This is a genomic window from Dyella psychrodurans (assembly GCF_003363265.1).
Lineage (GTDB): Bacteria > Pseudomonadota > Gammaproteobacteria > Xanthomonadales > Rhodanobacteraceae > Dyella_B > Dyella_B psychrodurans.
In genome coordinates, this window is the sequence record NZ_QRBF01000011.1 from 62,720 (window position 1) to 83,147 (window position 20,428).

20 protein-coding genes are annotated in these 20,428 nt (G+C 62.4%); 12 read left to right on the forward strand and 8 right to left on the reverse strand.

What is annotated here, in order from left to right; translation table 11 throughout:
- Positions 1–1,005 precede the first annotated feature (1,005 nt).
- Entirely contained in the window at positions 1,006–1,275 is a 270-nt protein-coding gene (locus tag DWU99_RS20110; RefSeq protein WP_115479884.1) for an XAC0095 family protein, read from the forward strand.
- 30 nt (positions 1,276–1,305) lie between these two features.
- On the opposite strand, the gene DWU99_RS20115 is transcribed toward DWU99_RS20110, so the two are convergent.
- Together DWU99_RS20115 and DWU99_RS20120 are read right to left on the reverse strand one after the other, a co-directional pair.
- Positions 1,306–1,740: a GFA family protein gene (locus tag DWU99_RS20115; protein WP_115479885.1), complete on the reverse strand. Its 435-nt coding sequence runs from the start codon at positions 1,738–1,740 to the stop codon at positions 1,306–1,308.
- A 39-nt stretch (positions 1,741–1,779) separates the two neighbouring features.
- Complete coding sequence (locus DWU99_RS20120; protein ID WP_115479886.1) at positions 1,780–2,718, reverse strand: alpha/beta hydrolase; 939 nt, start codon at positions 2,716–2,718, stop codon at positions 1,780–1,782.
- A gap of 295 nt (positions 2,719–3,013) precedes the next feature.
- Here DWU99_RS20120 and DWU99_RS20125 point away from each other — a divergent pair, with 295 nt between their 5' ends.
- The 4 genes from DWU99_RS20125 (at position 3,014) to DWU99_RS20140 (ending at position 5,817) form a co-directional block, all read left to right on the forward strand.
- Positions 3,014–3,253, forward strand: coding sequence for a hypothetical protein (locus tag DWU99_RS20125; RefSeq protein ID WP_147292985.1), 240 nt, complete (start codon positions 3,014–3,016; stop codon positions 3,251–3,253).
- A 141-nt stretch (positions 3,254–3,394) separates the two neighbouring features.
- A complete protein-coding gene (locus DWU99_RS20130; RefSeq protein ID WP_115479888.1) occupies positions 3,395–4,060 on the forward strand; it encodes a PadR family transcriptional regulator in 666 nt (221 codons plus the stop codon).
- 128 nt (positions 4,061–4,188) lie between these two features.
- A complete protein-coding gene (locus DWU99_RS20135; RefSeq protein WP_115479889.1) occupies positions 4,189–4,986 on the forward strand; it encodes a siderophore-interacting protein in 798 nt (265 codons plus the stop codon).
- 93 nt (positions 4,987–5,079) lie between these two features.
- Positions 5,080–5,817, forward strand: a complete 738-nt coding sequence (locus tag DWU99_RS20140) for a hypothetical protein (protein ID WP_115479890.1) — start codon at positions 5,080–5,082, stop codon at positions 5,815–5,817.
- A 108-nt stretch (positions 5,818–5,925) separates the two neighbouring features.
- On the opposite strand, the gene DWU99_RS20145 is transcribed toward DWU99_RS20140, so the two are convergent.
- A complete protein-coding gene (locus DWU99_RS20145; protein ID WP_115479891.1) occupies positions 5,926–8,358 on the reverse strand; it encodes a S9 family peptidase in 2,433 nt (810 codons plus the stop codon).
- A gap of 89 nt (positions 8,359–8,447) precedes the next feature.
- On the opposite strand from DWU99_RS20145, the gene DWU99_RS21280 reads away from it, so the two are divergent.
- Genes DWU99_RS21280 through hemC form a run of 5 tightly spaced genes read left to right on the forward strand, consistent with a single transcriptional unit; the run spans position 8,448 to position 12,085 of the window.
- Entirely contained in the window at positions 8,448–8,660 is a 213-nt protein-coding gene (locus DWU99_RS21280; protein ID WP_115479892.1) for a hypothetical protein, read from the forward strand.
- A gap of 20 nt (positions 8,661–8,680) precedes the next feature.
- The gene (locus DWU99_RS20155) at positions 8,681–9,346 is read left to right on the forward strand and encodes an alpha/beta hydrolase (protein ID WP_115479893.1); all 666 of its coding nucleotides are present in this window, start codon (positions 8,681–8,683) and stop codon (positions 9,344–9,346) included.
- A gap of 31 nt (positions 9,347–9,377) precedes the next feature.
- Entirely contained in the window at positions 9,378–10,442 is a 1,065-nt protein-coding gene (locus tag DWU99_RS20160) for a sensor histidine kinase (protein WP_115479894.1), read from the forward strand.
- Entirely contained in the window at positions 10,420–11,124 is a 705-nt protein-coding gene (locus DWU99_RS20165; protein ID WP_115479895.1) for a LytR/AlgR family response regulator transcription factor, read from the forward strand. Before DWU99_RS20160 ends, DWU99_RS20165 begins: the two co-directional genes overlap by 23 nt.
- A gap of 43 nt (positions 11,125–11,167) precedes the next feature.
- The gene (hemC, locus tag DWU99_RS20170) at positions 11,168–12,085 is read left to right on the forward strand and encodes a hydroxymethylbilane synthase (protein ID WP_115479896.1); all 918 of its coding nucleotides are present in this window, start codon (positions 11,168–11,170) and stop codon (positions 12,083–12,085) included.
- An 87-nt stretch (positions 12,086–12,172) separates the two neighbouring features.
- Here hemC and DWU99_RS20175 read toward each other — a convergent pair whose 3' ends face one another.
- The 3 genes from DWU99_RS20175 to DWU99_RS20185 form a co-directional block, all read right to left on the reverse strand.
- Positions 12,173–15,013, reverse strand: coding sequence for a TonB-dependent receptor plug domain-containing protein (locus DWU99_RS20175; RefSeq protein ID WP_115479897.1), 2,841 nt, complete (start codon positions 15,011–15,013; stop codon positions 12,173–12,175).
- A gap of 249 nt (positions 15,014–15,262) precedes the next feature.
- Positions 15,263–16,075, reverse strand: a complete 813-nt coding sequence (locus tag DWU99_RS20180) for a DUF481 domain-containing protein (RefSeq protein ID WP_115479898.1) — start codon at positions 16,073–16,075, stop codon at positions 15,263–15,265.
- 90 nt (positions 16,076–16,165) lie between these two features.
- Positions 16,166–17,011, reverse strand: a complete 846-nt coding sequence (locus tag DWU99_RS20185; RefSeq protein WP_147292986.1) for a hypothetical protein — start codon at positions 17,009–17,011, stop codon at positions 16,166–16,168.
- Between the two features lie 157 nt (positions 17,012–17,168).
- Here DWU99_RS20185 and DWU99_RS20190 point away from each other — a divergent pair, with 157 nt between their 5' ends.
- Positions 17,169–18,137 (forward strand): helix-turn-helix transcriptional regulator, encoded by a 969-nt coding sequence (locus DWU99_RS20190; RefSeq protein WP_115479909.1) that lies wholly within the window; start codon positions 17,169–17,171, stop codon positions 18,135–18,137.
- 35 nt (positions 18,138–18,172) lie between these two features.
- Positions 18,173–19,120, forward strand: a complete 948-nt coding sequence (locus tag DWU99_RS20195) for a patatin-like phospholipase family protein (protein ID WP_115479900.1) — start codon at positions 18,173–18,175, stop codon at positions 19,118–19,120.
- A gap of 10 nt (positions 19,121–19,130) precedes the next feature.
- On the opposite strand, the gene DWU99_RS20200 is transcribed toward DWU99_RS20195, so the two are convergent.
- The gene (locus DWU99_RS20200; protein ID WP_115479901.1) at positions 19,131–19,499 is read right to left on the reverse strand and encodes a DUF488 domain-containing protein; all 369 of its coding nucleotides are present in this window, start codon (positions 19,497–19,499) and stop codon (positions 19,131–19,133) included.
- A gap of 67 nt (positions 19,500–19,566) precedes the next feature.
- Entirely contained in the window at positions 19,567–20,283 is a 717-nt protein-coding gene (locus DWU99_RS20205; protein ID WP_115479902.1) for a glycosyltransferase family 2 protein, read from the reverse strand.
- Positions 20,284–20,428 lie beyond the last annotated feature (145 nt).

Below are 20,428 nucleotides of genomic sequence, written 5' to 3' on the forward strand. Positions count from 1 at the left end.
CTGCCGATCCCCCTGCGGGCCTTTTCGTCCCCAGCTCACTCACCGACTACGGGGACCCGGGGCGCGCGTAGCGCGCACTTTTCAAAAGGGCAACACGCAAAAGCCAAAGCACAAAGAGCAAAGAGCGGCATGCAACGACGCCCGCTCTTTCCGGCGCTACGCGCGCTGCTCTGGCTTCTGCTCTTGATCTTGATCTTGGGGCCCCTTGGACCCGGCGGAGGGAAGGAGGAATAGCCCGTAGGGTGGCTGGCATGGATGCCAGCCAGTTTTTCGTCAGCACAGGATGTGCTGTCGAAAAACCCCGCAATCCCTCCGCGCACTTTGCGGGCGAAGCCCGCAAAGCGGGTACTCGGGGCTGCCCTTCTCTTTGGTTATCTTTCTCTTGGGCAAGCAAGAGAAAGTGACTCGGCCGCCGGCAGGCGGTCGAAACGCCCGCCGCGCAGGCGAGCAACCTGGCGATAACGCACCAGCACAGCCAAGACCAAAGTCACTGGGTCCCGGCTTTCGCCGGGAAGACGAGCGTGAAGCATGCGCACTCCCACCCAGGCGGTCGGAACACCCGCCGCACCAGCGAGCAATCTGGCGATAACACACAAGCAAAAACCGCAGATCCCAAATCCGCGTCCACTGACAGAAAACCACACCGCACATATGCGATGGTTCTGTTGTCGGGCGTGCCCATCCGCTTAGATGCCTGCGGCACGCCCGACATGAGTGAAGTAGCGCGGATCGCTCGGGCTGGAACCCGAACGATCCGCTGGCCACAACCAACCTAGGACGTTGATCATGGTTACGCTCGATCATACGGCACGCACGCATACGCGTGACCCCGCCAAGCCGATTTTTCCCCTGCTTCACCGCCGCTCATACTGGACGGCGTCGGGCCACAATGGGCACACGTAGAAAACGGTACCGGAAAGTTCCACCACTACGTGCAGGATTTTTCCTGTAGCCCTTCGCGCCACGCGCAATACGTGGCGCGACCTACGGTAATGGACTAGGCCCATGAACAACCCCAATCACACCCTGCTCGACGCGGGAAGCTACGTGCTGTCTAAAGACGACTACGACGAGCTATGCATCATCCGCGACAAGCTGCTGCTGATGGCACAGCTCGCCGGCACCGCCACCACGAACGGCGATCATGACACCATCCTTTTCATCAACCGCAGCATGATCGGGCGGCTCTTCGCCGATCTGAGCTTTCAGTTGGGCGATGTGTTGAAGATCGTTAAACACGCTTCAACGTGTGTGGACCTTACGCAGACTCATTGAGCAAGACAGGAAAACTCGCGTTCTGCCGATTCACCGCACCGGCATTCGCTCGAAGGATGGCATGCCCTCGGGAATATGATGAAACGCCTGCTTATCAACGGTGAAGATCGCCATCTTCGGCGTGCCGAACCGGCTTGGATCATCCAACGTGCCGATTTTCAAAATCACGGCAGGCATGTCGTCGCGCAGCGTAACCATGTGCGTGCCGCATTCCGCGCAGAACTCGCGCGTCACGGGATGCTCCAGGTCGCTGCGCGTAAACCGCTTCGGCGTTCCCTTGACATACCGAAAGCCATCGGCCGGCGTAAGCATGAATATCTGCGGCGCGCCACCACTGATGTATTGGCATTCACGACAGTGGCACTGCCCTTTCATCAGCGGCTTCCCTTCCGCCACATAGCGGACTGCACCGCAATAGCAACCACCTTCCAACTTGAGCCCATCACCGTGATGGCTTGCGTGCATGGACCGATCCTCCTGTTCGCGTTCAATACATCCAGTTCTTCATGACTTCCTACGCAACGACGTCTCAAAAAAGTTGAGCACCCGTGCCTCATACGCGGCCCCTACGTACCCGTAGAGATCGACGTGTCTGGCTCCATGCACCACCCACAGATCCTTGGGCGCTGCCGCCGCATGAAACATGTCATAGGACTCAGCAATTGTTGTATCTCGATCACGGTCACCCACGATCAATAGTTTGGGCATGATTAGATGACCAATGTGATCGATGGGGCGCAACTGGTCAGGATAAATGTCCAGATGAAGATGCAAGGTCGCCAGCAATACGGGTGCAAACCATGGACCTATAGGCCCGAGGTGAATAGCCAACCGATCCTCCGTTGCTTGCCTGATCGTTGGATAGACTTGTTCCAGCACAACCGCATCTGCGTCGACATCGGGCTCGGCCAAGATGGTCGCGGCCCCACCCATCGACGTAGCGATAATGCCCACTCGTTCCCCGGGTAGCCGCTGGTGCAGGTAGCGCAGCGATGCCTTCACGTCATCCGCTTCCCGGTAGCCGAAGGTGATCGCCTTACCGGGGCTTTCACCCGACGCCTGAAAGTCGATCAACAACACCGCGTATCCGGCTGCGTGCAGGAATCTGGCGCGATTCACCATGGCACGCCGATCCGCTCGAACACCATGCAGCAGCAGGATGGCACCCAGTCCTTTAGTGCCGGCGACAAGCCAGCCATGAATCGGTTTACCCGATGCATCGGGAAACACCACGACCTGAGCAGGAAGGTCGGGAGGCGGCGCTCCGACGGAGCTCTGGGTCGGACTAACGAGAAACGAGCCGGCAATCCAAACACCAAAACACGCAAGAAGCGCTATCGGTGCCAAGAGCAGAAACCATTTAGCCGGGCGCATGTTTTGGACCATCAGCAAGGCAAGCTCATCAAGAAAGAAGGGCGAGGGTAGTTGAACGACTTTAACCACTTACGTCGACTTTCCTGGGGCAAACAAGTGCTCACTTGCTTGAATCATGCTGCAAAAATAATGGCTCTTCGCCAAAAGAGGACGAGGTAGTTAAAGGCGCTTTCCTACCTTCGTGCTCGTTCTGCTCAGAATTGTAAATATCTTGCGTCGCATCGCCAAAGCATTTGTCATTTACCAAGCGTAAGGTTCACCAGGCTGCTTCGGGAGAACTTCGATGCCCTTGGCTTACTCATCTCGCTCAAACCCACCCAATGGTGCCGGCATACGTCAATGGGATGGTGCCATGCCGATACTCATGTCGATCATCGTGCTGATGATGGTGGCGTTCGACATTTGGAAGCATGGTCTTCATGCGCCTCATCACGACGAGGACACGGCCGATCACATCGCCATGCTGCTGATGTATGGGCAGGTGCCGATCATGTTTTGGTTTGCGGCGTCGGGGCGGAAGCGGGTTCGGCGGATTTTGCCCACGTTGTTCCTCCAGTTGGGGTTGTGGGCGGTTACGTTTGTGGCAGCCGTGAGGCTTTCGTAGACGGGTCGGTCGCCGGCGGGTTCGCCCGCGGTCACTCCTGCCTGGCTTGGCCCGGGGCGCCCCGAGGCTCGGGGCGGGACTTGCTTCCGATACAGTTTCGATATATCTTTTTCTTCAATTTAGATATATCGGAGTTATATCATGCACAGGCATTTCCTGTTTCAGAGGCTTCGGCATTTCCATCGCCATGGCGCTCCCTGGATGGTTTGGGACGAGGCCGAGGGCCGTGGCCGCGAGGATTACGAATTCCATGGCCGGCGGGGTCGGCATGGGCATGACGATGGGGATGTGTTCGCCGATTGGAATGGTCTGCAGGGCGGTGGGCGGCGGTTTGGCGGGCGCATGCTGGGGCATGGCGATCTGAAGTTGCTGTTGCTGGCGTTGATCGAGCAGCAGCCGCGTCACGGTTACGAGTTGATCCGCACCATCGAGGAGATGTTCCACGGGCATTACGCACCCAGTCCCGGCGCGGTGTATCCGACGCTGACGATGCTGGAGGAAATGGGTTACGCATCCGTGGCGAGCGAACAAGGCGGTCGCAAGTTGTATGCGATCACCGCCGAAGGCCGTGCCTATCTCGATGAGAACCGCGCTGCGGTGGATGCGATGACCGAGCGCACGCGCCACAGCGCACGCATGATCGCCAAGTTGTCGCTGCCGCTGGCGGTCCGTAAGGCGATGCATGCGCTCAAGCACGCCGTGCTGATGCGCGGTGCGGATTGGAACAAGGCCGAAGCGCAGCGCGTGGCGGCGATTCTTGAGCGCGCTGCCGCGGAGATCGCGGCGGGTCAGGCGAATGAGGATTGATACGGACGATGCGCTGAGCGCCTTGCCGCAACGCTGCAAGGCGCGAGGGTTGGCGTCGACGGCATCACGCTACGCCGTTGCGTGCGCCACACCGCGTGATATCTCTTTTCTTTGATACGGGTTCGGACATGACCAGGCATGCACATCGCATGGTTCGCCATACGTTGGCGCGTCGCACGATCGAGGTACTGAGTGCGAAGCGCATTACGCCGCACATGCAGCGCATCGTTTTCGGCGGCGACGAGCTTCGCGGTTTTACGAGCGAAGCCTCGGATGATCACGTGAAGTTGTTTTTCCCGAACGGGCAAGGCGAGCTGGTGCTGCCGACGCTGGGGCCGAATGGCCCGGAATTTCCGGCCGGCGCGCTGCCTTCGCCGATGCGCGATTACACGCCGCGCTATTTCGATGCGTCGCGGCTTGAATTGACGATCGACTTCGTCGTGCACGGCGATGGCCCCGCATCGACATGGGCGGAACAGGCTGCGCCTGGTCAGCGCATCGCACTGGCCGGGCCGCGCGGTTCGTTCCTGATGGCCGAGGATTTCGATCATGTGGTGCTGGTTGGTGACGAAACGGCTTTGCCCGCGATCGGCCGCCGATTGGATGAGCTGCCCGAACATGCGCATGCGATAGCGCTGATCGAGATTCCGGAGAAAGCGGATCGTCTTCCGCTGGGATCGCGAGCGGAATTCGATGTGACGTGGCTGGAACGCGATGGTGTCGACGCGGCGCAAAGCGATTTGCTGGAGCGTGCTTTGCGCGAGCTTCCCGAATTATCGGGCGACACGTTCTATTGGATCGCGACCGAGTCGCGCCGGGTACGGGCGATACGCAAATACCTTGCGGAAGAATGCGGGGTTCCCAAGGAGTGGATTCGCGCCACTGGTTACTGGCAAGCCGGCGGCACGGATGACGACGAGGATTGATCGATTCGTCTGACGTGTAGCGTCATCTGTTCGTCGTGTTTTCGCGGCACCCTCTCCGAAGCTCCATTACCCCAACGGCTTCGGAGAAACCGCATGGCTACGACAAGGCGAAAATCGTCGAACACTTCTTTCCGCAAGCAGGCTTCCGTCAAGGTCGGGGCCGCGAAGAATGTCGCGCTGGCCCATGGCGACATCGAGCGTTTGCGCGATCATCTGACCAACTACAAGCGCGTGCAGCAGCACATCCAGCATCACACCATCGATGAGCTGCAGATGTATCCGCAGCACGATCCGCGCACCGAATCGCCCGCTTACGCAAAGGTGCACAAGTACCTCACGGTGCAGCTGGACCTGCCGTGCCTGGTTTGCGGCGTGAAGCATTCGACGCTGGGCGATACCGAGCAGAACCGTTATCAGGCCAAGGCGATGGAAACGCATCACCATGTCGTCGAGTGGGCGCTGGCCAATGCCGTGGACCTGGACAAGTTCAACGCGATCATCCGTCCGCATCTTGCGCAGCGCCATCCGAAAGATCCCACCTGGCGCTATGAGCAAGCCTTCGACCAGCAGAAGCTATTGGACTGGGTCGATCATTCCGAGCACAACCTGTGGGTGCTGTGCGATGTGCATCATCGCGCCAAGTTCCTCGGCATTCACGAGATCACGTATCCGATCTGGGTGCCGATGGATTTGTATCGCCCCGATTTTGAAACCTGGGCCAAGGAACAGATCGACACGATGCGCACGGGGACGAAGCAGACGATGAAGGCGCCGCGCAAGACGGCTAGCAAGAAGACTGTGACGCGTAAGCGCAAGGCTGCTGCGGTTTGAATGCAAGGGAAAGCGGTGTCGCCTGAGCTTTCAGATGGAGCTTGTCGCAAGAATGCTTGACCCCACCCCAGCCCTCCCCTGCACGCAGGGGAGGGAGTTTGGGTGCGGTTAGTGTTGCGTGCCGGGCTTGACCCAGGTTTCGAACAACTCGTCGATGCGGCGGTATTCGTCGTACCACGAATCGGGGTGTTCGAATTCGTGACGCTCCAGCGGATACAGCGAAATCCAGAAGTTTTTCTTGTGCAGTTCGACGAAGCGTTCGTACAGGCGTACCGAATCGCTGGCGAGTACGTTGTCGTCGATCAGGCCGTGGTTGATCAGCAGCGGATCGCGCAGGTTGTCGGCGTATTCGATCGGCGAGCTGGTCTTGTACGCCTCGGGATCGAGCTGCGGATCGTTGAGGATGTCGCCGGTGTAGCTGTGGTTGTAGGTGACCCAGTCCGCCGGCGGACGTTGGGCGGCACCCGCGGCGAATTCACCCGGTGCGCGCAGCAAGGCCATCTCCGTCATGAAGCCGCCGTAGCTGCCACCGTAGATGCCCACGCGCTTGGCATCGACGCCGTGGTTCTTCACCAGCCACGCCTTGCCGTCGAGCAGGTCTTCCAGTTCCGGATGACCCATCTGGCGATAGATGGCCGTGCGCCAGTCGCGGCCGTAGCCTTGCGAGGCGCGGTAGTCCATGTCCAGCACCACATAGCCTTGCTGTACCAGCAGGTTGTTGAAGAGCTGTTCGTGCTGGTAGTACGTGGCCGATTCGCTGACGTCCTGCAGGTATCCCGCGCCGTGCACGAAGATCACCGCGGGGCGCGACGACAGTGCATCGGTTTCATTGGCCGGGCCGTAGTACTTGGCATAGATCACACCGGCACCGTGCGAAGACGGCACTTCCACGATCTTGGGTGCGATCCACGCGTGCGCGGTGAACGCAGGCTTCATGGTGTTGGTGAGGTCGCGTGGCGTACCGCCTTGTACGCCCTGCACCGCGAGCTGCGGCAACACATAAGCGGATGAGTGAAGCACGCCGAGCTGGCTGTCGTTCGGCGACAGCACGAATTGATCCATGCCGCCGTACTGCGTGACGCGTGTCAACGCGCCACCGTTCGAGGGCACGCGATAAACGTCGTAGCTGTACGGTGCGACCTGGTTCGTACGCACGTAGAACCATTTGCCGTCGTTGGAAAGCAGCGGCTGGCTCACTTCGAACTTGCCGGCGGTGAGCGCTTTCACCGCGCCGCTCAACGGCTTGACGTAGAGCTGCGAATAGCCGGTTTGCTCGCTGAGAAACCACAGCGTGCGGTTATCCTTGAGCCAGCCGACATCGTTGTAGGTCCAGTTGATCCATGCGTCGTCGTGCAGGCGATGCTGCGATACGAGCGCATGCTTGTCGAAGTCGATGGTGGCGATCCAGCGATCCTTGTTGTCGATGGAGAGCAGTTCCAGCGCGATGTCGCTGCCGTCGTCGTTCCACGCCACGCTGGCGGTCTCGGCGTCCATGCTGTAGAGCGTCACGGGGCGCACGTCGGGCGCTTTCAGCGCCTTGGCTTCATCGCTTTTGCCGGCTTTTTCGAGCGTGGCGACGGTTTTTTCGCGGATCGCCTTGAGCGGATCGTCCTTGATGCCCGGCAGGTTGTCGGTGGAAAGGTCGTACTGTTTGTGTGCAACGAGATCGAGCAACACGAGCGACTGCGGCGCCGGATCGTTGCGGCCGACATAAGTGCGCGCGTCCTGCGTTTCGGTGTAACCCGAGTCGGTGACGTAGTGGATTACGCCGGGCGCCTTGCCGTCGTCACGATGCGCGGGCTGGGTGATGACCAGCATCCAACGGCCATTCGGCGACAGCTCGGTATCCACCAGCTGCGATTTGTCGCCGAGGTAGAACGGTTGCGGCGCGCGTGTGGAATCGGCTGCCGCGAGTGCTTCCTCGTTGGCATGCTCCGCATCCTTGTCGGCTTTGTTTTCGCGCAGTTCCTTGAACAGATCGAGTTGCTGCCGCTCCAACGCGTCCGGCTTCTTGTCTTGCGGATCGTCGGCGAATTTCAGGACCGCCGCGGGCGAGGTGACGCCGCTCGCCAGGTCGTAGCTGTACCAGTTGTTGGCCTGGCGAAATTGCAGGGCGCGGCCGTCGGCGGAAAACTGCGGCGCCGATTCGGGCTGCGGGCTGCGCGTGACCTGCACGCGGCGACCGCTGGCCACGTCGACCAGGAAGACATCGCCATGCAGGATGTACGCGGCGTGCTGACGGGTGTGGTCGTAGATGGCGGGGCCTTCCGCCTGCGCCATCGCGGCGGCATCGAGCCTGGTGCCCTGGCCGCTGACCGGGTCGACGCGATACAGATCGTGCACGGTGCTGCCGTCGCGCTTGAGGCTGTAGTAGAGGCTGCGCCCGTCCACGCTCCAGTACGGGTTCTCCACCGCGTGGCCCATCCAGTCGGGGTTGGCCATGATGGTTTCCAGATCGAGCGGCGCCGCACCCGATGCGGCGGCGGCCGCGGCGGGCAGTACGGCGAGGGCTACGAGGCCGGCGAGCAGCAGTCGGCGCATGGGGCGCTCCATAGTCGAAACCCGCGAGCATAACCAAGCGGGGGCGGCAGGCAAGCGCCAAGAGTCGTGTTTGGGTGTTGAAACGGAGGATGAGCGCGTCGGGCTTCTTGTGGTTTGCCTCACTTGGCGGCAAATCCTCAGCGATGGCATCCCAGTACCGTCATTCCGGCGCAGGCCGGAATCCAGTGTCGAATAGCAAGTTCAATGCGATCGCTTTCCATACGCTGTCGCTACTGGATTCCGGCCTGCGCCGGAATGACGGTGAGGTGCTGTGGAATCTGGCTGGTAGGATGCTGCTTTGATTCCTCTTTGTTTGATGCCCATGAGCCTGCTCCCCACCGTCGAAAACGAAACCGCTGCCCATCCCGTCTACAGCATCATCTGGCTGCACGGCCTGGGTGCCGACGGCAACGACTTCGCACCGATCGTGCCCGCGCTGGTGTCGCCGCAATGGCCGGCTGTGCGGTTCGTGTTTCCGCATGCGCCGGTGCGGCCGGTGACGCTCAACAACGGCATGCAGATGCGCGCCTGGTACGACATCTACGGTTTCGACCTGGTGTCGCGGCAGGATGAGGCGGGCATTCGGCAGTCCATCGCGCAGGTGGAAGCACTGATCGCGCGCGAACACGAACGCGGCGTGCCGAGCGAACGCATCCTGCTGGCGGGCTTTTCGCAAGGCGGCGCCATCGCGCTGGCGGCGGGTTTGCGACACCCGCAAAAGCTTGCCGGCATCATCGCGCTTTCCACCTATCTGCCACTGGCCGATTCGCTGGCCGGTGAACGCAGCGCCGCCAATGCCGACGTACCCATCTTCTGGGGACACGGCACGTTCGATCCGGTGGTGGTCATGCAGCGGGGCGTGGATTCGCGCACCGCGCTGGAAGCGATGGGCTACAAGGTGGAGTGGCACACCTATCCGATGCCGCACTCGGTGAGCCCCGAGGAAGTGGCCGACCTGCAGCATTGGATCGGCCAACGGCTGCGCTGAAACGCGCACCGGCTACGGGCATACTCTCGCCATGCAGGAACCCGTCGCCAACGCGCCCCGCCAAACGCAGACTCCGCTGCCCGAGTTTTGCGAACTGCCGGCCATATCGGCATTGCTGTTGGTCGGCGCACTGTGCGTGACGCTGGCGTGGCTCGCACCGCAAAGCACGCGCGGCTGGCGCGGTTACAGCGTGGGCATGCTGTTCGTGGAATGGATGGCCATGGTGATTGCCGTGGCGCTGTGCAAACTGCGCCCGCTGCTTGTTCGCCTGCCGGGATTGTTCCCTTATGCGGGCGTGTGGCTGGTGATGGTCGTGATCGTGGCGATCGCCAGCATGCTGGCGCAATGGATGGACCGCATGCTGGCGATGCAGATGATCGTATCCGGCGACGCCACGTTCGTGCGCGATAACGTGTTGATCGCCGCGCTGCTCGGCGCCGCCATGCTGCGGTATTTCTACGTGCTGGCCGAGTGGCAGGCGCGATTGGCCGCCGTCGCGCATGCAAAGGTGGAAGCCCTGCAGGCGCGCATTCGTCCGCATTTTCTGTTCAACAGCATGAACACGGTCGCGGCATTGGTGCGCGTGGATCCGGTAGCGGCCGAGCGTACCGTGGAGGATCTTTCCGAGTTGTTCCGCGCCGCGCTCGGACAAAGCGAGACGAGCACCGGCACGTTGGGCGACGAACTGGAACTGGTGGATCGCTACCTGGCCATTGAACAATTGCGCCTGGGCGAGCGTTTGCATGTCCGGCGCGAACTCGACGATGTACCGTTGGATGCATCGATGCCGCGCCTGTTGTTGCAGCCTTTGGTCGAGAACGCAGTGCGCCACGGCATACAGCCGCTGCGCGAAGGCGGCGAAGTGGTGCTGCGCGCGATGCGCGATGGCGACATGCTGCTGATCGAAGTCAGCAATCCGCTGGCGGAAAAACCGGCGATAGGCGGAAGCGGCCACGGCTTGAACAACGTGCGCCAGCGCGTGGCGTATCACTTCGGTCCACGTTCTGGCGTGGAAGCGGGGCCGCAGGGCGATCGTTTCGTGGTGAGGTTGCGCTTGCCGGTGGAGGTGCGTCATGCGCGTGATGATCGTCGATGACGAACCGCTGGCGCGCGCGCGTCTTGCGTCCTTGCTGGACGAGTGCGAGGGCGTGGAGCTGGTCGGCAGCGTGGGCGATGGCGAGGCGGCGCTCTCCACGATGGCGTCCGCGCAACCGGATGTGTTGATCCTCGACATCAACATGCCGGGCATGGACGGCAAGGAGCTGGCGTCGCGACTGGCCGATCGTGCGCGTCCGCAGATCGTGTTCTGCACGGCTTACGAGGCACATGCGGTGCACGCGTTCGATCTGGGTGCCGTCGACTATCTGCTCAAGCCGGTGCGCGTGGAGCGCTTGCGCGATGCGCTGCGGCGCGTGCAGCAACGACTCGATGCGCATCCGCGCGAATCGGTCGGCTGGTTGCACGCGCGCGTGCGCGGCGAACCGGTGCGCGTGGCGCTGGACGAGGTGATCTGCCTGATCGCGGAAGAAAAATACGTCGTCGCGCATCGCACTGGCGACCAGCTGCTGCTGGACGAATCGCTGCGCCAGCTCGAGGAAACCTATGCGGATCAGCTGATCCGCCTGCATCGCAATTGCCTGGTGCCGGTGCGCCGCCTGGTGGGCCTGAAAACCATGAGCGACGGCCGCGTGCTCGCACGCCTGGCCGGCACCGATTTCAGTCCCGAGGTGAGCCGCCGCAATCTGCCCACGCTGCGGAAACTGCTGCGCATGGGGTGAGCGGTGCGCGACAATGGCAGCCTCCCTCTCCCCCGGAGCTGTCATGACCCTCGCCGTCCTGCGCATTGCCACCCGCAAAAGCGCGCTAGCGCTGTGGCAGGCCGAACACGTGGCGGGCTTGCTGCGCGCGGCGCATCCGGGCCTGCGCGTGGAATTGGTGCCGCTGTCGACGCGCGGCGACGAGGTCCTCGACCAACCCCTGGCGACGATTGGCGGCAAGGGCCTGTTCCTCAAGGAACTGGAAGTGGCGATGTTGGAAGGCCGCGCCGATCTGGCGGTGCATTCGCTGAAGGACGTGCCGGCGGAGCTGGAGCCTGGCTTTACGCTGCCGGCGATCCTGCCGCGCGCGGATGCCGCCGATGCCTTCGTGAGCAACGATTACGCGAATCTGGCCGCGTTGCCGCACGGCGCCCGGGTCGGCACGTCGTCGCTGCGTCGCCAGGCGCTGCTGCGTGCGGTGCGGCCGGATCTGGAGTTGCTCGATCTGCGCGGCAACGTCGGCACGCGGCTGCAGAAACTCGACGCCGGCCACTACGAGGCGATTCTGCTCGCCTGCGCGGGACTGGAACGCCTCGGCCTGCACGACCGCATCCGCTCGCGGCTGACCGCACCCGACTGGCTGCCGGCGCCCGGACAGGCGGCGATTGCGATCGAGGCACGTGCGGATCTTCCCGTCGTGCTCGACGCGCTGGCGGTGCTGGACGATGCCGACACGCGCTTGGCCGTCACTGCCGAACGCGCGATGAATCACGCGCTCGGCGGCAGCTGCACGGTACCGGTGGGCGCGTGGTGCACGGTGACCGAGCGCGGCCTGCATCTGCGCGGCATGGTCGGGGAAGTATCGAGCGGGCGCCTGTTGGTGGCCGAGGCAACGGGTCATGGCGACGAAGCTGTGAAACTCGGCAATAGCGTCGCAGAAGCATTGTTCGGGCAGGGCGCCGCGAAGCTGCTCCACCACTAGGAGTCGCTCACAAAACGTAGCGGGCAATTCCGGGTGCGGATCGAGGCAAGCGGACTTTGTAGCCCGCTTGCCTGACGTTACGCCGCCTTACAGGGAGAACTTCTGGCTGTATTGCAGGTAAAAGAAGCGGTCGATGTCGAAATCCGGACCGTATGGCGGACTACCTGTGCCGCTCTGCACGACGTTGTAGTAGAACGGCCCCTTCTTGTTGAAAATGTTGTTCACACCCAGGGTGACGACGCCTTTCCAGGGTGTGGTGTAGCGCACCTGGGCGTCGTTGAACGCCAACGACCCTTTTTGGGCGATGCCAAAACCGCCGATCCACGGATTGGTGTAGCCGGGGTTGCTGCATTCGATAGCGGGGTTGACGCTGTAGCAGCTGTCCTTCAGGCCCGAGTAGTAGCGAATGGTCCAGCTTGCACCGAACTGCCTGTAGTCCCAATCCAGCTGAAGATTCGAGCGGATGCGGTACATGGCCTGGTTGCCGTCCATGAAGCCAAGCACATCTTCCGGAACGGCACCGGGCCCGCTGGTGGTCTGGTACTTGGTGAGGTAGGTGCTGTCCGACGAAATGCGGAACCGGCCGAACGACGTTTCAGGCAGGCGGTAGTGGATGCCGAGGTCGTAGCCGGTGGTCGTAAGCGTACCCAGGTTATATAGACCCTCGACCAGCTGTGTTATCACGCCGTTGCCATTGCGTGTGAACACGCTGCAATAGCTCGGCATGTTTTCGATGTAACAGTAATTCAAGACGTCGCTGGCGTCGACGCTGGCGATCGCGTTCTTCAGGCGGATGTCGTAGTAGTCCAGCGTGATGTCCAGTCCTTCCGCGTAGTGCGGGCTGTAGACCAGACCATAGGTGCGGGTCGTGGAAGTCTCCGGTTTCAAATTGGGGTTTGAACTGTCGGCGAAAGGGGTTGGCGTTTGACCGCCGGCACTGCTGGTGATCGGATTACCACTTTGATCGATCTGGCGATAACTGGCCGGCACACCGGACGCCACGCAGCGCGCGGCGACGGTCGGATTGCTGGCGGCCGCTCCATACACGCTGTCGCAAGGATCAAGGAAGGTCTCGAAACTCTGTGCGGTGCCGCTGTACAGGTCGGCCAGGGTCGGCGCGCGAAAACCCTGCGCGTAGGTGCCGCGGATAAGCAGGTCTTCGATGGGGCGCCACCGGACGCTGTACTTGTTGTTGGTGGTGCTGCCGAAACTGCTGTAGTGCGAATAGCGGCTGGCAAGGTTGATGCCGAGTTCCTGGACGCCGGGCAGATCGCGTAACAGCGGTGCGTCGAGCTCGAGGTAAGCCTCGTTGACGTCGTAACGGCCACGGGTGGGTTCGCTGGCGAGATTGGTGGTCAGTCCGGCGGCGTCGTTGGGATCGGGCGTGAAATAGCCTTTCTCGCGGCGATGCTCGAGGCCGCCCGCAATATTGACGGTGCCACCCTTGGGAATATCGAACAGGCCGCCGCCGACGTTCACGCTGGCATCGTCGGTCTGGCTCATCTGCCGCGCGGTGCCGACGTAGTTGACGTAGTTCAGCACGGATGTCGGTGTCGCGCCTGGGCCGGCGAGGATATTCCAAGGCGTGCATCCGTCGCTGGCATCGGCACAGACGGGCTGTCCGTTCGGTCCGGCGATGGCGTTGATCGCGTTATCGGCATGCGGAAGATAAAGATTGCCGGTACTGATTTGGCGAATGCGCGTCTGCGCGAAGGTGTAGTTCGCATCCCAATTCCAATCGTGGCTGAGGAACGTGAATTGGCCTTCGGCGCCGGCATCGAGATGGGTTAGACGCGAGTTGGACCAGGTGACGCGCGGCAATTCCACCGTCCGCCGCGCGAACACGGTCTCCTCGCCGGGGAACGGGTTGTAATAGGCGTCCGGATCGAGCGCCCATGAGAACGGATACCCGGCGAGCTGGCTGGATGTGTTGCGGCTGCTGTAACTGGCGGCACCGTGCAGAGTGATGTCGTCGGTCAGACGGTAACGCTCCTGCAGGAACAGGTTTTTCAGCGACGTGCCCGCGCGGAACGTCATGTCCTGGTTGGAGTTGTATTTGTCGTACGTGCTCGCGGAGTTGTAGGGATGGTAATTGGCGATGTTCGCCGTATCCGTATTGCCGCGATTGATAACGTACGAACGTCCCGTATTGGGATCGATCACCCGACCCCACGGACCGGTACCCCATCCCGCATCCGGATGACGCGGACCCTGCGGGTATGCGGTGATTGCACGCGTGCGATCCCACATGGGCTGTTCGTCCTGATAGGACGCACTGAGAATGAACGACGACTTCTTGGTGGTGTGCCCCCAGGTGAAGTCCCCGTTTTTCTGCTGGCCATCGCCCTGCTCGTTCTGCCCGTAATAGGCGTTGAACTCGGCGCCGTCGAGATGATCGCGCAATACGATATTGACCACACCGCCGATCGCGTCGGACCCGTACACCGAGGATGCGCCGTCTTTCAGCACGTCGATGCGGTCGATCAGCGAGACTGGAATGGTCGAAAGATCGGTGAGCCCGCTGAGGCTGGTACTCCAGCGATGGCCGTTCACCAGCACCAGGGTGCGCATGGAGCCGAGATTGCGGATATCGACATAGCGGCCACCGACATCCGTGCCCGAAGACAGCGTGTCTTGGGGCGTGATGTCCGGCGTACCGATGGACGGCATGCGCGCCAGGATATCGCTGACGTTGGTCAGCCCCGTCGCCTGGATCGCCTTGCGATCCATGGTGTATACCGGCTGGGACGTTTCCACGTCCACGCTGCGAATGTGCGAGCCGGTGACGACAACGGCGTCCATTTGTTTCGCCTTCGCTGCATCGGCCTGGCCACTCTGTGCCTGAGCGGCATCTTGTGCGGTTGCGTTGCAGGCACAAATCGTCAGCGCCACGGCGATTGCGGACGCGATACGGTTTTTCTGTCTCATGTTTGGATCCCACTCCCTGGTTGTCGCTATTCCGACGTTTCCCGAAGGTCTGGCCGGACTCGCAAAACGAATGGCCATCAGTTTTCGCAATAGCGAACTACGGCAGTAGCGGGCATCGGCATGAGGACGTGTCTTCTTGCTCCGACTGACGTGAGCGGGAAACCGCATCTCGCGGAGCAAATCGTCCAAAACAAAAAACCCCTTCGCTTGCACGAAGGGGTTTAATTCGCGACAGGGCGTCGCGCTACATCAAAGGTTGTAGGCGATGTTCGTGGTGGCGAGTGTGTCGGTGCGACGGATGCCCGACAGCACTTGGCTGTTGTGACGGACCTGGAATCCGAGCTTGATCGAAAGCTTCTTGGTCATGCTGACCGCGAGGCCGGTGTCGTTCTGGATGTAGGTGTTCTTGGTACCGGATTCGGTCAGGAACGTATCTTCGAAGGCGGTGTTGTCGGTGAGGCGGTATTTGTAGTTCACCAGACCGCGCGCGACGACTTCGCTCTGGCGCGGTTCGGTGGTGGTCACCGTTACGCCGTTGACGGTCTGGCTGCCGGGAGCCGGCTGGTATTCGGTGTAACCGGGACCGAGTTCGAACGAGAGCTGCGTGCGGTCGGTTTTCAGTGCCATGTAGCCGTAGCCGACCGACACCGTGCCTTGCCAGCGGTTGGCGCCGAAGTCGTCATGGTCGTAACGCGCCGCGGTCACGATGTAGCTGCGCGGATCGAGCTTGTAGCCGATCGATGCGCCACCGTCGTAGCGGTTCGCGGTGGTGTCGAATTGCTTGACCGTCGCACCCTGTTCGTTCACGACGTTCACCTGACCCTTGGAGCGCAGGGCGTCGAAGAAGAACGTGTTCTTCCACTGGTCCGTTTCCTGGCTGAGGTTCAGCTTGGCATTGAGGTTCTGCGAGCGGGAGTTGCCCGTGGTCGAGGCGAAACCCAGTTCGCCGGAACCGGTCCAGTTGCCGCTGTTGGTTTGCACGCCGGAGGAGGTGTCCTGGGCCTGGGCAGCGAATGTGGCCAGGGTGGCAAGCGCCAGACCGGTCATCAACATCTTCTTCATCGCTGGGGGGAGTCCTATTGTTAAAAAGCCGTTGAGCCGTTCACTTTATCGGCACGGCTTGAATACCCCGTGAATGTGAAGGGCATGTGATCAGGAGCGGTTTTGCGGCCATACCGCGTCGGATTCCGCGGGCCGGGTGAAGGCCACGTCGTACAGGTGTAGCTCCATGGTCTTGCCGGCGACGTAAGCCAGGGCCGCGCAAAGCGCGAGCCAGCGCCCCCAAGGGGTGATCGGCGCCAGCAGCAGATTGATGCAAGGCACCGCGCAGATCAGCGCTGCGGCGAGAAATCGTTGCGGCTGCAGGTCTTGCGCGTGGCGTCGGCGCTCGCCGGGACTCGGGTAGCGCAAGGACTGCTGCCAGCCCAGCCCATCCGCCAACCCCAGAAGCAGCGCCAGCAGCAGCAGACCGACCACCCACGGCCAGCGCGCCGCGTCCGCGCCCAGCAGATCGGCCTGGAAAATGGCGCACACCCAGAGCCAGAGGCCGCCCCCGTAGCAAGCCGACAACACCCGGCTGAGCGGAATCTGCATGGTCACGCCGGCCTGCGCCAGGCGGCGGGCCCGGTAGCCGTTGGCGCTGATGATCAGGCAGGACAGGCTGCACAGCATGAGGACGATGCCGGTCAGGCGCGTCGCCCAGAAAGCGTCGTTGCCGCGCACCAGGCCGGCCACGCCCAGCATGGGCAGATAGGTGGCCAGGGCCAGCAAGGCTTCGGGGGTCGGCCGGTGCCCGCTGCCGATCAGCCAGCCATGCCATTCCGGCATCAGCCGCCATCGCAGGCACGCGGTCAGCAGGCCTGCGCTGACAAAGGCGCACCCCAGCGTCAGCGGCACCAGCGCATCGCCGCGTCCGCCGCTGTAGATGCCCAGGCCCAGCGCGAGGCCAAGCAGCAGCCATAGGCCGTACCCGCACAGGGCGAGGACCTCCAGCAGCATGGGCGCCGGCCCGACGGGCGGGGTATCCGGGTCGCCACTCATCGATTGCATTGATTTGGGGGGTATATCCATGAGGACCGGGGAAAGTCCGCACGCACGCTTGCGGGCGTCACGTTGCATCCCCATGCTACACATAATTGGTTTGCACAGCGTCGACATGGACCGCTACGAGCGCATTCTCACCCTGCACCGTCTGCTGAAGTCGGCCCATTACCCGGTGCCGCTGCCCAGACTGATGGACGAGCTTGAATGCTCGCGTGCCACGCTGTACCGCGATATCGCCTTTCTGCGCGATGCGCTGGGGGCACCGATCGAGAGCGCCGGCGGCGAACACGCGGCGTTCCGCTACGAAGCCACCGAAGGCCAGCGCTTTGAATTGCCCGGGCTGTGGCTGACCTCCGACGAACTGGCCGCGCTGCTGGCGCTCAACGAATTGATCGGCCGCAGCGGACCCGGCGTGCTGGCTGGCGCGCTTGCACCGTTCAAGGCGCGCATCGAACACCTGCTCTCCGACCGCGCCAGCGGCAAGGCGCTGCCGGTGGAACGCATCCGGGTGATTCCGTGGGGCGAACGCAAGCTCGACCAGCAGGCGTTCCGCATCACCGCCGGTGCGGTGCTCGATCGCCGCCAGCTGCGTTTTCTGTACCGCGCACGCACAACCAATAACGAAAGCCGCCGCACCGTATCGCCGCAACGGCTGACGCACTATCGCGACAACTGGTACCTCGATGCGTGGGATCACGACCGCGAAGCGCTGCGCAGCTTTGCGGTGGATCGCATCGCCGAACCGCAGACGCTGGAAGCCGGCGCCATCGATGTGCCGGAAAACGACCTCAACGAACTGCTCGCGTCCAGCTACGGCATTTTCGCCGGCAAACCCAAGGCGTGGGCCACCATCCGTTTCTCCGCGCATGCCGCGCGCTGGGTCGCCGACGAGCACTGGCATTCGCAACAGAAAGGCAACTGGTTGCCGGACGGGCGCTTCGAATTGCAGTTGCCCTATTCCAATTCGCGCGAACTGCTGATGGACGTGCTCAAGTACGGCCCGGATGCCGAGATCGTGGCGCCGCTGCCGCTGCGCGAGGAAATGAAGATCATGCTGCAGCTCGCGTTGGGCGGGTATTAGGGTCTGTCCTCGTAGTCCGCGCTAACATGTCGGGGATGTCCGTCACCGATACCAGCCTCGAACGCCGCAAAACGCAGGAAACGGCCCGCAAACCCACCGTGGCGCTCGCGCTTGGCGCGGGTGGCGCGAAAGGCCTGGCGCACATCGGCGCGATCGAGGAACTGCAGGCGCAAGGCTTCCAGATCGCCGCCATCGCAGGCTGCTCGATGGGCGCGCTGATCGGCGGCATTTACGCGATGGGCAAGCTGGATGTCTATCGCGACTGGGTCTGTTCGCTGGACAAGTTCGACGTGCTGAAGCTGGTCGACTGGTCGTTCTCTTTTTCCGGCGGCGGATTGATCAAGGGCGAGAAACTCATCGGCACCTTGCGCGAATTGATCGGCGACACGCGCATCGAGGAATTGCCGATTTCGTTCACGGCCGTCGCCACCGACATCGACCGCGAACGCGAAGTGTGGCTGACGCGCGGTTCGCTGTTCGATGCGGTGCGTGCATCGATTGCCATTCCCACGCTGTTCCGGCCGCACGTGATCGACGGACGCACGCTGGTCGACGGTGCGCTGCTCAATCCCGTGCCGGTGACGCCGCTGATTCGCGATACGACCGACTACGTGATTGCGGTGAGTATCGACGGGCCTGCCGAAAACACTTCGCCGGAGCGGCTATCCGCCGACGCGAACGCACCCAGGCGCGGCCTGGGCCAGTTGCTGGGACGCCTGATTCCCGGCAACAACCACGAAGCCAGGCAGGGCGAGGCCAGGCCGCAGGAACTGGGCGCGCTCGCGCTGCTGGGCCAGTCGATGGATCTGATGCAGGCGAATCTCTCGCGCCTGCGGCTTGCTGCGTATCAACCCGACTTGCTGGTGCAGCTGGCGCGGAATGTATCGAGCGCTTACGAGTTTTACCGCGCACGCGAATTGATCGAGCTGGGGCGCGAACACACGCGCGCAGCGCTGGCGTCCTGGCAGCCGGCGCCGCGCTGAGAGCCTGTCTCTAACGCACGCCGTTTGCCTTCATCCAGCACTCCAGATACGCCTTCAGCGCCACGGCCTGGTTGTGTTCCTCGTCGCGTGCACCGTACAGCAGCGTGACGCGATGTCGTTCCGCCTGATTCAGCAGCGGCTGCCACAGGGATTTGCGGCTATCGAGTTCACCCGCATAGCGATGGCGGAAGCCTTCCCAACGCGCGGGATCGTGTCCGAACCATTTGCGCAAGCCGGCGGTGGGTGCCAATTCACGCGCCCAGATGTCGAGCGCGGCGTCTTCCTTCTTTACGCCGCGCGGCCACACGCGATCGACCAGTACGCGGTAGCCATCCGATTTGGCGGCAGGTTCGTAAATGCGTTTAACAGCAATGCTCACCAGTGGTCTCCCTTGCGGGACTAGACCACCAGCATACGCCTCAAGCATTTACCTGGCGTGATGGCGCTCAGAGTTCTTCGACGTGCGTGACCTTGGCCCGGCGCATCAGCCACGCCACGCCGCGCAGATCGGCCACGCCCACCCACAGGCGGTCGAGCATGCCGTACTTGGATGTGCCCGCCGTGCGCGGGCGATGCCCCACCGGCACGCTCTGGCTGCGGAAGCCGGCACGATTCACCAGCGCGGGCAGGTAACGATGCATGTGATCGAAATACGGCAGGCGCAGAAACAGATCGCGCTCGAACAGCTTCAGACCGCAGCCCGTATCCGGCGTGTTATCGCGCAGCATGCGCGAGCGCACCGCGTTGGCGATCTTGGAAGAAATGCGCTTGTTGAAGCTGTCGCGGCGCGTGGTGCGCCAACCGGCGAAGAGCTTGGTCTGCGCATCGGCGCCGTCGCGCGCGGCGAGCAGCTTGGGGATATCGGCCGGATCGTTCTGGCCGTCGCCGTCGAGCGTGGCGACCCACGGTGCGCGCGCGGAGCGCACGCCGTTCCACACCGCGGTGCTCTGTCCGCTGCGGGTGACATGATGCAGCACGCGCAGTTCCGGATACGCGGCTTTCTGGGCATGGAGCACCGCACGGCTGTCGTCGGTGGAGTCGTCGTCGACGTAGACGATTTCAAATTCCACTTTGCCGCGCAGCGCACCGGCGATTTCCGCGAGCAGCGGCGGAATGTTGTCGCGTTCGTTGAAGACGGGGACGACGACGGAAAGTTGCGGCATGGGTGTGGCCTAGTGATTCGAGTTTGTTTTTTAAGCCCTCTCCCCTTTGGGGAGAGGGTTTGGGTGAGGGGCCAGTCTCGCCTCGACGGCAGCAGGAAGCGCCTGTCAAAGGCTTAGCGAGAAAATCTATTTGCTCGCAAGAGCG